Source organism: Pseudoalteromonas sp. NJ631, assembly GCF_000276645.1.
Classification (GTDB): Bacteria; Pseudomonadota; Gammaproteobacteria; order Enterobacterales; family Alteromonadaceae; genus Pseudoalteromonas; species Pseudoalteromonas piscicida.
The window spans coordinates 97471-111206 of the sequence record NZ_AKXJ01000015.1; the positions used below are offsets into that span (position 1 = coordinate 97471).

The 13736-nt window shown below is 44.3% G+C and carries 11 protein-coding genes; 6 read left to right on the plus strand and 5 right to left on the minus strand.

What is annotated here, in order from left to right:
* The first annotated feature begins 38 nt into the window (after positions 1–38).
* Positions 39–1373: a sigma-54-dependent transcriptional regulator gene (locus A587_RS0119720; RefSeq protein WP_017218994.1), complete on the plus strand. Its 1335-nt coding sequence runs from the start codon at positions 39–41 to the stop codon at positions 1371–1373.
* Positions 1366–2637, plus strand: coding sequence for a sensor histidine kinase (locus tag A587_RS0119725; protein ID WP_017218995.1), 1272 nt, complete (start codon positions 1366–1368; stop codon positions 2635–2637). Before A587_RS0119720 ends, A587_RS0119725 begins: the two co-directional genes overlap by 8 nt.
* Before the next feature lie 43 nt (positions 2638–2680).
* Here A587_RS0119725 and A587_RS0119730 read toward each other — a convergent pair whose 3' ends face one another.
* A complete protein-coding gene (locus A587_RS0119730) occupies positions 2681–4135 on the minus strand; it encodes a hypothetical protein (protein ID WP_017218996.1) in 1455 nt (484 codons plus the stop codon).
* A gap of 237 nt (positions 4136–4372) precedes the next feature.
* Here A587_RS0119730 and A587_RS0119735 point away from each other — a divergent pair, with 237 nt between their 5' ends.
* The 3 genes from A587_RS0119735 to A587_RS0119745 all read left to right on the plus strand — a co-directional run bounded on the left by A587_RS0119735 (position 4373) and on the right by A587_RS0119745 (position 7215).
* The gene (locus tag A587_RS0119735) at positions 4373–5746 is read left to right on the plus strand and encodes an MATE family efflux transporter (RefSeq protein ID WP_017218997.1); all 1374 of its coding nucleotides are present in this window, start codon (positions 4373–4375) and stop codon (positions 5744–5746) included.
* A complete protein-coding gene (locus A587_RS0119740) occupies positions 5730–6695 on the plus strand; it encodes an AraC family transcriptional regulator (protein ID WP_017218998.1) in 966 nt (321 codons plus the stop codon). The genes A587_RS0119735 and A587_RS0119740 overlap by 17 nt, the downstream gene beginning before the upstream one ends.
* A 103-nt stretch (positions 6696–6798) precedes the next feature.
* Entirely contained in the window at positions 6799–7215 is a 417-nt protein-coding gene (locus A587_RS0119745) for a GNAT family N-acetyltransferase (RefSeq protein WP_223229711.1), read from the plus strand.
* Here the strand turns inward: A587_RS0119745 and A587_RS0119750 are convergent.
* Positions 7212–7664, minus strand: a complete 453-nt coding sequence (locus A587_RS0119750) for a HugZ family pyridoxamine 5'-phosphate oxidase (protein WP_017219000.1) — start codon at positions 7662–7664, stop codon at positions 7212–7214. The two genes, A587_RS0119745 and A587_RS0119750, sit on opposite strands and share 4 nt — an antisense overlap.
* Positions 7665–7862: 198 nt before the next feature.
* On the opposite strand from A587_RS0119750, the gene A587_RS0119755 reads away from it, so the two are divergent.
* Positions 7863–9887, plus strand: coding sequence for a methyl-accepting chemotaxis protein (locus tag A587_RS0119755; protein ID WP_017219001.1), 2025 nt, complete (start codon positions 7863–7865; stop codon positions 9885–9887).
* A gap of 15 nt (positions 9888–9902) precedes the next feature.
* Here A587_RS0119755 and A587_RS0119760 read toward each other — a convergent pair whose 3' ends face one another.
* From A587_RS0119760 to A587_RS0119770, 3 genes are all read right to left on the minus strand, one after another.
* Positions 9903–10292, minus strand: coding sequence for a YbaN family protein (locus A587_RS0119760; protein WP_017219002.1), 390 nt, complete (start codon positions 10290–10292; stop codon positions 9903–9905).
* Positions 10289–10879, minus strand: a complete 591-nt coding sequence (locus tag A587_RS0119765; protein WP_010369468.1) for a biliverdin-producing heme oxygenase — start codon at positions 10877–10879, stop codon at positions 10289–10291. The genes A587_RS0119760 and A587_RS0119765 overlap by 4 nt, the downstream gene beginning before the upstream one ends.
* 67 nt (positions 10880–10946) lie before the next feature.
* Positions 10947–13670, minus strand: coding sequence for a TonB-dependent receptor (locus A587_RS0119770; RefSeq protein ID WP_017219003.1), 2724 nt, complete (start codon positions 13668–13670; stop codon positions 10947–10949).
* Between the last annotated feature and the right edge of the window lie 66 nt (positions 13671–13736).

Here is a 13736-nt window from a genome sequence, read left to right on the forward strand (position 1 = left end):
TTTGGGCGTAAGCCCATACAAAATATGAGTAGGAAGTGATGACGCCAGTTTTAATCATCGACGACAACCCTGACGTGCGAATGTCAGCCACCATAGTGCTACAAAGTCATGGTTTTATGAGCCTTGAAGCTGCACACCCAGATGAAGCCAAAGCTTTGTTATCAGAGCAGCCTGTTGCGCTTATTTTGCTTGATATGAACTTCAATAGAGATACAACCTCAGGAAAAGAAGGACTGCAATTTCTTAGTTGGCTGAGACAAGCGCAAATAAGTGTGCCTGTGGTGGTTATTACCGCGTGGGCCAAAGTTGAGCTTGCGGTCCAAGCAATGCAGCTGGGCGCATGTGACCTTATTGAAAAACCTTGGCAAAACCAGCGACTGCTGAACACTGTTAGACGCTACACCAAAAGTGCTGAAGCGCTATCGTCATCACATGAACCACACGCAGGCAATAACGCAACCACTCAGTTATTTCAGCAAGCTCAGCGCGTTGCAAAAACCAATGCCAATGTGCTTATTTTGGGAGAAAATGGCTGCGGAAAAAGTCAGTTGGCTAAATATATTCATGATACTAGCAGTCGCTCTGAGCACGCTTTTGTGAGCGTAAATATGGCCGCTATTCCAACAGAATTATTTGAAAGTGAGTTATTTGGCCATCGTAAAGGCGCATTCACCGATGCAAAAGCAAACCGCACTGGACGGTTTGAAATGGCTGAAAATGGCACTTTGTTTTTAGATGAAATCGGCAGCTTGCCGCTGCCACTTCAGGGTAAGCTATTACGCGTGCTCGAAACGGGTGAATATGAAGTCGTGGGAGATTCTGAAACGCGCCGCAGTAACGCGCGGATTGTTTCTGCCACTAATACGGATTTGTCAGAAGCGATTAACGCAGGGCAGTTTCGTCAGGACTTACTTTATCGCTTAAATACGGTGGTGCTAAAGGTACCGCCACTCAGAGCGAGATTAGCAGAGCTGCCAAACTTAGCTGCCCATTTTTTAACGAAACACACTAGGTGCCATGGTAATGATACCGGACGGGAGCGCACGCTAACCACTGCGGCGCTAGACAAATTATTAAGTTACAGCTGGCCTGGCAATATTCGTGAGCTATCTCATGTCATTGAACGAGCGGTGATCTTAGGACTTCAGCCTGAAATAACTGCGGATGATATTGAGCTTGAGGAAGGTGTACCAGAGCAAGAGATCCCACTTTTGAGCCTTGAAGAAGCCGAAAAACGCATGATTGCAAGAGCGATCCGCCATTTTGATGGCAATGTAGTGGCCGCTGGAGAGTTTTTGGGCTTGAGTAAATCTGCAATTTATCGGCGCCTAGAAAAGCATGATATTAGCCCAAAGGCAGAGCTTGATGGCTAAGCTGGCATCACTTGAGCACAAGTTATTGGTGGGCTTTGCGATACCTATAAGCACACTTACTATGCTCGCGCTTGGGATGATCTACTATTTTGAGCTTACGCTGTTAAGTGCAATCACTTTGTTGCTCGGTGTGATGATCCCCTCTGTATTCGCACTGAGTTACGGTTATCGGGCAGTAATGCAGGTGCTTGAAAATTTGGCTGTCCAGTTGGACGGTGTAACAAACGAAGAGTTTGGTGTCTGGCAGTTAGCGCAGTACCGCAAGGGCCGCGTTGAATTGCTCAAGGCCGAGCTCAAAGAAGCTGCCAAGCGATTACAGCAAAAGCGTCAAGAATATGGTCAGAATGAAGCTTTTGTATTTAATTTTATTAGCGAACTCACCCTGCCAATTGTGGTACTTGATGCGCATCATCATGTGTATTTTGCCAATCAGGCCATGAATACCGTGTATCCAGAGCAAGTGTTACATGGTGCACACGCTAAAACACTGGCGCTTCAGTATGTGGATGAACAGTGGCAGCATACGCAGCACATCTCTCGATTTAGCATTGCGGCACATAAGCTATACCGGGGGCAGCGGGTCTATCAATTACTGGTGTTTTTCTCGGTGGAGCAAGCGCTGCGAGATAATGAAAAGCAGGTATGGCAAAAGCTACTATCGGTACTCAACCATGAGGTGCGAAACACCTTAACTCCGGTCTACTCAATGGCGCAATCTCTACAACAAGATGGCAATATCATTTCACCTGAGATGCAGCAAACTATGCTCGGTGTAATAGAAAGCCGTGCCGCTCATTTACAGCAATTTGTTGCAAACTACGCACAAGTAGCGCAGCTTCCACCCGTTGATATGCAAAGCATTGCGGTAGAGTTGCTGGTATCGCGCTGGCAAGCTTTATTTCCCGGTGTTGAGATAAAGGTGCTTTATATAGGTTTGGTTTATTGTGATGAAGCTCAGCTAACGCAGGCTATGATCAACCTTGTCAATAATGCTGAGCAAGCAAATCAATCTGCGGGGAATGATGGCATAACGCTAACCCTAGATAAACCAAAAAATTGGCGCTTTACCCTAGAAGATAACGGCGCTGGTATCGCCAATCCAGATAACCTTTTCGTACCATTTTATTCCACTAAACCAAATGGCTCAGGTATCGGCTTGGTGTTGAGCCGAGAGCTTATTCGTAATCAGCAAGGGGAGTTGCATTTAGCGAATTTACCGGACAATAAAGGGGCTCAAGCTGTGGTTACTTTGCTTGAGCGTTAATAATAAGTGGTGATAACTTGGTCGTTATCACCACTTGGCAGGTCTAATCGTCGAGTGTTTTTTTAATCAACAAACCCGCCATAGAGATATCAGTAGAATGTGTCATGGGCGCATTCTCAAGTCCCACAGCGCTTAACACGCCATTTTGAATGGTTAAGTCTTGGAAACTGGCGGAACGTGCGGTGCTAGTGGTTTCAACAGCAATATCGGCTAGGTTTTCAAGGTTGATTTCCCCAATAAACGCCTTGCTATGTTCAACCCAGCTATTTGTGTCCACTTGTACACCACCAGTATGGCCGTACACAAATAATGTGTCGTTGCTGATCTTTACTCCACGTAGCACATCTTCTTTATCTAAGTCATACCAATAACGCTCGGCAGCCCTTTCACCATGGTAAACTTTTACTAAACCAATATCCCATTCGCTTGAATATCTTGTTCTACCCGTTTTGCTGCGACGTGCCGATACACCAACAAATACACTGTCTTGATGTACTTGAACATCCTCCACTAACGATGAGTCAGTATCACTGATAAATTGTTCATTGAGTTGTTCACCGTCTACATTAAAGGTTTTTACAATCATGTGCATCGCACTTTGATCCGTGTTATCGGGTATCGCATGGTTGGTCGAAAATTTATGATTGTAGGCAGGAATTGCATCAGTACTAATATTTTGCACTGTGTATAAAAATCCGTTCTCAGAGAGCGCCATTTCAATTGCTTCAGAAGCACGCGAGCTGTTAGCCCAGTAACGAATATCAATCAGCTTTTGCCACTTAAGTTGGAGGTTTACGTCGTATTTCGCAATCTTTTGACCTCCGTTGTTATAACTGACGTACAAGTTGTTGTCATGGCAGGAGAACTTTACATTGTTAAAGCGCCACCATGTAATGCTAGTTTGCGTGTACGGAATTTCACTCAATGGATTGTCTGTCGGAATAATAGTGAATGGCTTTTTAAGCCAAGCACTCTTATCAGCAGGGATATCATATTTAACGTCCATTGATAACGCCTTCATTTCAGCATTTTGTAGCAAAGTACCAGAACCGTCGTAGCGTTCAAGTTGTACACTGAACCGATCAGTATCTTCACGTTTAAATCGGCCTATGACGTATTCTCCTGAGTCAAAAACACAGGCATCAACAAATCCTTCTTGCGTTTGTTCATATTGATAAGTTTGGCCATCTAGGTTCGTGATCGCATAAAAACCTTCTTTATTACCCAGTTCTTCAACACTTGATGTTTCTCCGAGCACTAATAGTTTGTTGTCTTTTAAGTTGAAGACGCGCTCCAAAGTCGTGGTGTAACCTAAGTCGCTCGAGTAAACATGATTGTTTTGGTCCAGTGCTGTGATATTGAGTTTGTTTTCTGTGGGAGTGGGTGGTGGCGTGACCGTTTTGGGGGGTGGTGCTTGGTCTTGTGAGTCAGTTGAAGAGCCACCGCAACCAGTTAGTAGGGTAATAGTTGCAACTGCAATAGTTAATCCTAAACGCATAGTAAAATCCTTTCAAAAGAGAATCAAAGAAGTAGAGGTTACAAAATATACTAACTTAGGAACAAAATAGAGTTGTAAAAGAATGTTATCGTAGCGGGATTTTTTGTTATGCCAATTTTTGTGCGTCAATTTCATCAACTTCGCAATATTTGAATATTTATCTTTGTTTGGAATTTGTAACCTCTCCAGATAAGTAGTTTTACCTTGCCATGTTATGGCAACTGAGGAGTAATTTACATGAAAGATAAAAATCAATTAGGGCTTGTGCAGCTCGCCGAGATGCCCATATTAGCGCTGTTTATTCGAACCTGTATTCCCATTTGTATCGGTTTACTTGTTGTGGGTTTATATGCCTTGGTCGACGGCTGGTTTCTTAGTCGCTATGTGTCAGAGATGGCATTTGGCGCTGTGGCCATGGTTTACCCGCTGCAAGTGTTAATGATAGCGCTAACCGCTATGGTATCTGCAGGTATGGCGGCCACAATGACAAGATTAATCGGTGCAAAGCAAATGGATAAAGCCGCGGAGGTTATCGGTCATGGACTGATAATTGGCGGTATAGTCAGCGTGGTATTCTTGATACTTGGTTGGCTTTATCCACTTGAGCTTTTATCACTTTTGCAAGTGGAAGCGGTTTTTGTAAAGGATGCGCTTAGCTACTTACAGCCGTTATATCTTTGTGCCATTAGCGGAGTTTTATTGCCAATCGTGGCTGATATGTTTCGTGGTCAGGGTAAACCGCAGTTGATGATGCTGTTGTTATTAGTCTCGGCTGTGTTCAATATACTGCTTGATTATCTATTTATCGCGCAATTTGGTTTGGGGGTTGCAGGTGCGGCATATGCGACAATCACAGCTCAATTGGGGGCTTTGGTTATTGCGCTTCAGCTCAAAAGAAAGCGTACTGACTTGCTTGCGATTAAGGTATGTTGGAAACCTCGTGCTTGGCTACCTATCCTCGCAATCGGTATGCCTATCTTAATCACGCAATTTTGCCTTGGCGTGCAAACTGCGGTGGTTAACTGGCAGCTGTTGTCTTTTGCAAACGAAAATTGGGTAGTAGCCCACGGCATGCTGGGGCGTATTATTAATTTCGCAATTCTACCCGCGATTGCAATGTTGATCGCATTTCAAACTATCGTCGGCTATAACTTAGCGGCAGGACATAGTGGGCGAGTAAGAGCGTGTACGCGTGTTGCTTTTTTAGGTATGACAGGATTTGCGCTGTTATTGACGCTAGGGTTGATGGGATTGCCGAGGTTATGGCTGAGCCTGTTTACCGAAGCGAGTGAATTTCTCGAAATAGGAGAGCGCGTTTTTCGCTCAGCACTTTGGGGGATGCCGCTGTTTGGCGTGGTAATTTTAGCGTCTGGATTTTATCAAGCACAAGGTGATGCCAAACGCGCTTGTTTTTACAGCGCCTTGAAGGTGATGTTTATTCTAGTTCCATTAATCGTTATTGCACCGCACTACTTTGGCTTAAATGGTGTATTTATGGCTCTTGTAGGGGCCGATTTTATAGCGGCAGGGTTAACACTTATACTGTGTTGGCGGCACTATCAACAAGCTAAGAGCCAATCGGGAGAGATACAGCTTGCATCAATCAACTGAGCAAAAGTTAAGCGCTGAAGAGATATATTTAGGGCGGTTACAACCTGTCATTGAATGGGTGCATAGCAATCCAGAGTCGCCGCTTTCATTACAGCAAGCGGCGAGCCTGAGCCATTTTTCTAAGTTTCATTTCCAGCGCATTTTTGCAGCTGTGATTGGTGAATCTTTGAGCCAGTACACTAATCGCGTGAGGTTGGAGCGCGCGGCCAATATGCTGTTGCTAGCCGAAGAGTACAGTGTGACAGATATTGCGCTACAGTTTGGTTTTTCTGGCAGTGCAAACTTTTCGCGAGCATTTAAAGAGCACTTTGGTGTGACTCCTTCAAGTGTGCGAAAAACAGAACAACTACGTAAGCTGGTGGCAAAAAATAACATTGAGCCGGCCCTTAACGCGACACAACTTACCCGGATACACGCTTTAAGAGCTGAGCGACACAGTGTTATTCAGCCGGTTAAACTACACTCTATTTCACAGCTATCCTTATGTACTTTACGCGCGTCACAAGGCTACCAATTGCAAGGAATAAGCGCCTGTTGGCAGCAGCTTGCAGCGTGGGCTAGTGCACACGGACTGGATTATAGCCAAGTACAAAAGTTTGGTTTTGGTCATGATAATCCCGTTTTTACGCCACTAGATAAAGCGCGTTACGATGGCGCAATTGTGATTAACGATGAGTTAAAATCTGCGGTGACTCGGCCATATAAACTCAATGTGCTCAGCGCGGGAATATACGCAATTTTTGATTACCGTGGAGCAATTAAAGACTTGTTGAGTTTCCAATTAGATATTTTCGCCAAGTGGCTGCCACAAAGCGGATACGAGCCAGAAGATGCGCCCTTAATAGAACATTATCCGGAAGTAATTTCACAAGAAAATGAAGGCTCGCCAAGTGAAAAGGTGATTGCGCTGGAAATTTGGTTAAAGGTCAAGCCGCTAAAATTCAAATAAAATTAAATTGTTAAAATACTTTATTGGTGTTTTTTTTAAACTTCACAATTCGCCCACAAACTTTAAGCATGATCAACCGTACACCAAGCGGGAGATTAAAAAAGTGGTTGAACTAGAGTTAATTCGAGTTGATAAATACAGTGAGCAGACTTTTACACATTTGCTAGAAGCGAGTCATTATCAAAAGCAAGTGGGCTCGTTTGAACTGTGTAGCGCAACCAATATCGCCTATCTTTTTTATGCAGATGGTAAGCTGGTTGGCTTTACCGTAATTGGTATTTCAAACCGCCGAGAGTTTGAAGTCAGTGCGCTTTATATTACTCCTGCCGAGCGCAGAAAGCGTTACGCCACTGAGTTTATGGCACACATTTGGTCGGTATACAAAGGCCGTTGGAAAGTGCGTATGCAAGATAAGATTGAAAGTTCGTGCGGTTTCTGGCGCAAAACCTTGGCTGACATGACCAATCAATCGCAACCGCATGGACGAGAAAGCGAGTATGAACACGCTTTTGCAGTTTAGTACCACTCCTGCTTTTCTAGCCAAAGTGCACGGCCAAAACCGCCTACATATCGAACCCTAGCCACTTCAATTCGCCATAGGTGAAAATCACCGAGCATGGCATATTGCTGAGCTTTTTCGTTCTTTATTACGAATTGTGCAATCAGGTTTTCGCTATCCACTCTTGGTAGTTTGTGTGCATGCCCAAGAATAGTAACTCGCGGATTTTCAACATCTTCAACCGCACCATCACCAAGCACCATAAACGAAAGTGCTGGGTGTTTGGCTAAATTCTTGGTGTGCTGGGCGATATCACTAATAAAGAAGTAAAAGTGATTATCTTCAAGAAAAACATATTGAGCAATAGAAGAAAAAGGAAAGCCTTTTTGATTGTTAGAGAAGGTAGATAAAAATGCGCTCTTATGGCTTTGGCATAAGGTCTTTGCTTCGTTGATTGCGGTTTCTCTCATCTTGTTATGCTCTTAAATAATACATCTTCTAACTGTTATGATCGCTAAAACTAAAAATAAAATCAAAAACTAAGTAAGCAAAACCGCAAATTTGAGGCTACCTTTTTAAAAGGTATGTTGGTAATTTTTAGAGTATTTACTTGGTTTTTTATCTCGTTTGTAACATAGTTTGTTTACTCAAAATAGAGCAATGACATTATGCTAAGTAAACTAACAATAAAACAAAAAATTACTTTAGGCTTTAGTGCATTAGGCGTGCTGCTGTTACTTGCGTGCGTGCTTGCCTATTTAGCATTGGCGCAAATAAAGTCAGCTAATCAAAATATGGGGCAAGTCACTTTGCCTATTCAGCGCAGTGCTGACGCCTTGCAACTTGAGCAGCTTAAGCTCAGCAAATTGATTTCCCAAGCTTATACCCTCGAAAGCGAGCAAGATATTAATCGGGCTCGACAGCAATTTACCACACAGCAGCAACTGTATGTTGAGCGTCAGCAACACTTAACGTCATTGACGCAAGCCATGCCTGAATTTGTCACACCATTAAAGCAAACTCTGGCGCTGGGTGAGCAGCTCAGTCGTGCCGCAGAACAAATGTTGCAGGCAAAGGCAGATGTTGTACAAGCACAGCAACGGATCCAATCGCAATATAAAGCACTGAAACAGGATAAAGAACAGGCCAGTAATGCCATGCTGGATCTTGAATTAATCGAGACAGACAAAACACGGCAGTTGGAAGAAATGGTCGGCACTGGCGTTCGTATTGACGACATGTTGTTTACCTTGGAAAACAACAGTCAGCGGATCAGCGGATTAACCCTCGAGCAAGTAGAGCAACATCAGCAAGACATGCTGTTCTTGTTAGATAATATTGAAAATAACTTAACGTTTTTGAAGCGCCAAGCCTATGGCATGGATGCAGATGATTTGTTAAATCAGTTTAGTGAGGGTATGACTAAGCTCAGAGAAAAGCTGGGTGAGCCTGGTCATCTTTATGTTGCGGTACAAGAGAAACTGCGTCAGCAGCAACAAGCGGCGATGTTATACAAGCAGTCAGAGCAGCATGCGTTTGCCATTTTAACTGAGCTTGAGAAAATGCAGCAAAGCGCTAATGCGGCGTTTACTCGTTCTCAAAATAATGCTGAAACCCTTATCGAGCGAGCGCAAAATACCGCCATTTTATTGGTAATTGTCTTTATTGCTTTAGGTGCGTTTATCTCGGTTTCAACCAGCCGGGCGATGCTTGGGCCGTTGGCTGCGGTGAATAAAATGCTCAAATATCTTGCCGCTGGAGACTTTTCGAAACAAATGAGTAAGCGCAGTGATGATGAATTTGGTCAGTTAATTGATAATATCAATCAGGTTAAAGACAATCTTCGTGCTTTGCTAGAGGCAATCAATAACCAAGTTCATGAGTTAGAAGGACTATCGGAATCATCATTAAGCGAAAGCAAACAAATAGCCAATAATGCGACCGAGCAAATGCGCCGCATGGATAATGCCAATCGCTTAGCGCAAAGTATTTCAGCTAGCGCTTTGGCGGTTTCCGAGCGCTCGTCAGAAAGTCTCGCGAGCATCCATACCGCTAACCAGCATAAAACCGAGGTCAGTAAATACACGCAAGACAACAAACAACATATTCTATCGCTCAGCACACGCATGAGTGAAGCGGTAGAGAGCATGACCAAGCTGACCACGCATAGCGAGAACATTGGTAGTATCTTGGATACCATTGTATCTATCGCTGAGCAAACCAATCTGTTGGCGTTAAACGCAGCAATAGAGGCGGCTCGAGCTGGTGAGCAGGGAAGAGGGTTTGCGGTAGTTGCCGATGAGGTTAGAACGCTTGCGTCTAGGACACAAGAGTCGACCAACGAAATTAACCAAATGATCGCAGCACTGAGACAGGATACACATACCGCCTCTGAGGCCATCAATTCCGGCCAGCGTGATGTTGCCTCATGTGTTAAACAAAGTGAGGCACTAGCCAGTGCCATGGATGAAATTGCCAACGCTATTTTACAGGTTACGCAGTTAAGTGAAGAAGTGAGCCAAGCAGCTGATCACCAAGCGACGGATTGTCAGCAAATTGAGCAGGTGATGCTAGATGCACAAAGTACCGCAAACGATAATGCTCAGGCGATGCAAAGCTTGGCGAAAGGCAGCGAGTCGCTCAGTAGCTTCTCGCATCGTCTAGCAACACTGGTTGAGCGTTTTAAATTATAAGAATGTAAATTGGTATTACACACGCTTTGATGGTCTGGAATAAATATAAGACATCACTGCGATCTTTATACTGCCAACTACACAGGCCAGCCAAGCCGCTGGGGAGAGCAAAATAAGTAAAGCATAACTTGCAGCCATGCCCACTGTTGCCATGATTTTGGCCTTAAGTGGAATAACCTTATATTGCTTCCATTGCGTTAATGAAGCGCCGAACCTTGGGTGATTTAGCAGCCACAAGGCCAGCTTAGGAGAAGCTTTTGAAAAGCACGCCAAAGCCAGAATAAAAAATACAGTGGTTGGCATGATGGGCAAAACAATACCAATAACACCGAGGGCTACAAATAGGTATCCGCATAGCAGTAGGGCTATTTTTTTATAGTTGGCTAAGGCGGCTTTAAACATCATGAATAAACGTGTGCCTGGAATGCTTGGAAACGGGTGAACGCCTGGCGAGCACCTTCAATTAGCGCCTGTTCTTGCTGTTCGCTTAGTTCAATTGAGTCTATGATTTGCACAAGCTCTCGCCAAGCGCTGCCGCGACCAGCTCCTGGACCTGCTAGATATCGAGCGCCGTGCTGCGCATCAAAATTGAGCTTGGCCCCAACTTGTTTACCCAGCATGGCTGCACCTACCTTTGAGCCCTCGACTACATATAGCCAGCCGAGTGCCGAAGCGACATCGGTATTGCTGCTTACTTCTGGCCTTAAATAGGGATCAGGGATGGTGGTTTCAAGGTCGATAAAGTCTTGTTCAAGCAAACCTAAGCGGCGACGCGCGGCCAAATCAGGAATAAGCGCTAACAACTCTGGATGTTCATATAGGGCGCTCACATCTTTTAAAAAATAAAACTGTAGTCGTAAGAAATCGAGATAGCTTTGTGTATTGGCGAATGGGTCTTGCGCCATAATAGATTTGTCTACATTGTCGTGGGTATCTGCAGTTGCATGTTTTAAGTTTTGCGCTCGAGAAGGTGCAGAGGTAACGGTAGTCATTGATGCTCCAAGGTGATGTAAAAATATAGCGCTGTCTTTAAGCAAAATTACAGCGCCTAAGTATTGATTAAAGTTTGAGTTCTAAGCCAATCGAAATGGTTTGGCCAGGTTCAGGCATCGCAACGATTGAGCCGGTTGAAACCTTATACTGATCGGTCAAGTTGGTGATCGCTAGGTTGCCTTTGATGCTGTCGCTAAAGATATAATCAAGGTAAAAGTCGAGCTGATAGCCTGCTGGAATATACTCAAGTGCAGTTACCCCAGTCCCTGCCAAAAAGCCACCTGGATGATGTTTCTCAGAGTGCTTTTTGTAAGTAAAACCCGTATCAATTGTGTCGTTAAAGAGTGTAATACCAAGCGTTGCGATATAGCTTTTTTCAGGCGGCACACGAAGCGGTGTTAAACTCCCCGCGAAGCCAGTGGCATTACAAGTATCGATACCTTCAGCCTCGGCCATTAAGCGCGAGCACATTTTGACGTCGGTGTACTTTGTGTAAGATAACCTGCTGTAAAATAAGTCGCTTTGGTAATGAAGACCAAATTCCGTGCCAGGCAGTTCAAACTTATCATAGTTGGTAAAAGTGAACTTTTGATCCCATGAAGGTGCATCGGGTTTAGGTAAGAAGCCCGTAGCCAACATACTTTCAATATTAGTGTAGAAGTACTCCGCCGAGATAATTAGCTTATCCCCGTGATTGAGTAAGTTGCTAAAATCACTCTCAAAACCAATATCATACGATTTCGTTTTTTCGGGGGTGATCGGGTAATCACTGGAGTAGGAAAACACCTCATTAGAAACCGTTGTTTCGTACAGGTTTGGCATACGATATGCGTTGCTATATTTGGCTTTAATGACAGTATTATCAAGCAGTTGATAATTTGCTTGTACGGTCACATCGGCTTTAGCATCAAATGTAAGCTTTTCTCCTGTTTGATAGTCCTCATTCACCGAGTCGTGAAGGTTTACGTTCAGTGCAAGCTCTGCTGGTGCAAGATCGATATTGGCATTGGCAAATAACGCTCGTTTTGTTTGCTTACCGTGTCGTGAAGTTGACTTTAATTTGAAATCATCAGAGTGCCATGGGCGCTTAAAGTTGTTTTTCCAGTCTCTATGAGGCGACAACTCTTCAGCCTGCCAAGATAGCCCGTACGTCAATGTCACAGGCGTATTTGCAAGCGATAATGCGGAGGTATTAAATACACTTACCCCGTGGCGTTTGTTGTTAAAACGGTGGAAGTATTGCCCTGCATTTTCACCTAGGTTACTGCCAAGGGCATTGTACTGTTGTAACCTCGCGCTGGTACGCCAAACGTTAACACTGAGGTCGACTAATGAGTTATTACTTGGTAAAAAGCGGTATAGCGCGCTAGTACTATTGACCAGAGCAGAGCCCGGAGCCCACTGCGGCATAGTTTCTACGCCTTCAGGAATTTCTTCGGACATCCATTGCTCTTGGCCATGCTCATCGATCACCTTCCAAAACTTGGTGTCGCCGGCTCTTTGTTTGTACCAGTAGGTGGCCAGCATTTCTCCTGCTTCTTGCTTATGGTATCGTGTGTTCACCTCTAATGATTGTTCGTCCGTAAACGCATAAGTTAGTTTGGCAAGATATGAGTCGCTTTCAAAGCTTGTATTGACGACTTCGCCATTTTGGTTAACGGGTGGTGGGATCAGAATGACTTCTGTGACTTCATCATACTGTTTTCCATGCTCGGTTGAAGGCACCCAGCGAATGTACTCTTTAGACTCAACGAAATCGTTAAAGCCATTTTTTCCGGCAAAGTAGTTACCGACCTTTTTCTTACTGTAAGCCAGCACCGCTTGTAAGTTATCCTGTTGGTAGGCGGTTGCTAGCGTAAATCCACCGCCTGCAAAATCGAGCGTGTCATTGTGGTTGCTTACCTCGTAATAACTTTGCAGGCTAAAGCTTTCAGGTACTTCAGGTGTTCTATTGTTGTTATGCGTATTAACCTTAACCAAAGCGCCATAACGCTTACCATCTTGGAGAATATCTTGCGTGCCTAAGGTGCGGATATTGACTGTTCCGCCGATTGCGCCAGAGCCAAATGGTGATGCTTTGGCCGATGCGCCTTTTTCAACATTGACCGAGCTTATCAGGTTTGAATCGATATAGGTTCTATCCGACGAGCCCATATAGCCGCGGTTTGTGTGCGTTGATTGCAAACTGCCATCGATGAAAATTGGTACTCGTCCTTCGCCTTGGACTCCACGAATACCGATATCAAGCGCACCAGCTTCGTTTCGAATATTGTTTGCCTCTATACCTGAAAACGTTGAGAAAATATCCGAGTTAGATAAACCTTTGGTTCGAGCAATCTGTTCACGATTAAGATTGAGTTTATCGCCTTTGACAGTGATGACTTCAATATTATCTTGCGGATTTGGTGTTTGCTTGTGCTTAGCCTGAGTGTTATTGGATTGGCCTTTTGCTGGCGTTAACTCGCTAATCGCCGCTTTAATAACGATGTTATTGTCGATAATACTCGCCGTTAGCGGACTACCTTTCAATGTACGCTCTAGTGCCTCGGTTAAACTTACCTCCCCTTTGAGTGCTGGGGCTTGCAGGCCATTTAATAGTTTCGCATCGGCAATTAGATTCATACTCGCAGCCTCAGCTACCTGCGTTAAGGTATGGCTAATAGGTTGCTGCGCAAGATTAAATTGATATATAGCAACTTGACTCTGCGCGGTTGCAGGCAGGCTCAGGCTAAGCCCGAGTGCAAATGCTAAGGGAGTGAGTCTTGTGTTTAAAGCAGTGCGAGTTCTCATTATGATGCGTCCAAATAAATTACCTAAGATGAAAACGAATGAGAATGAGAACTCCTCAATAAAAAT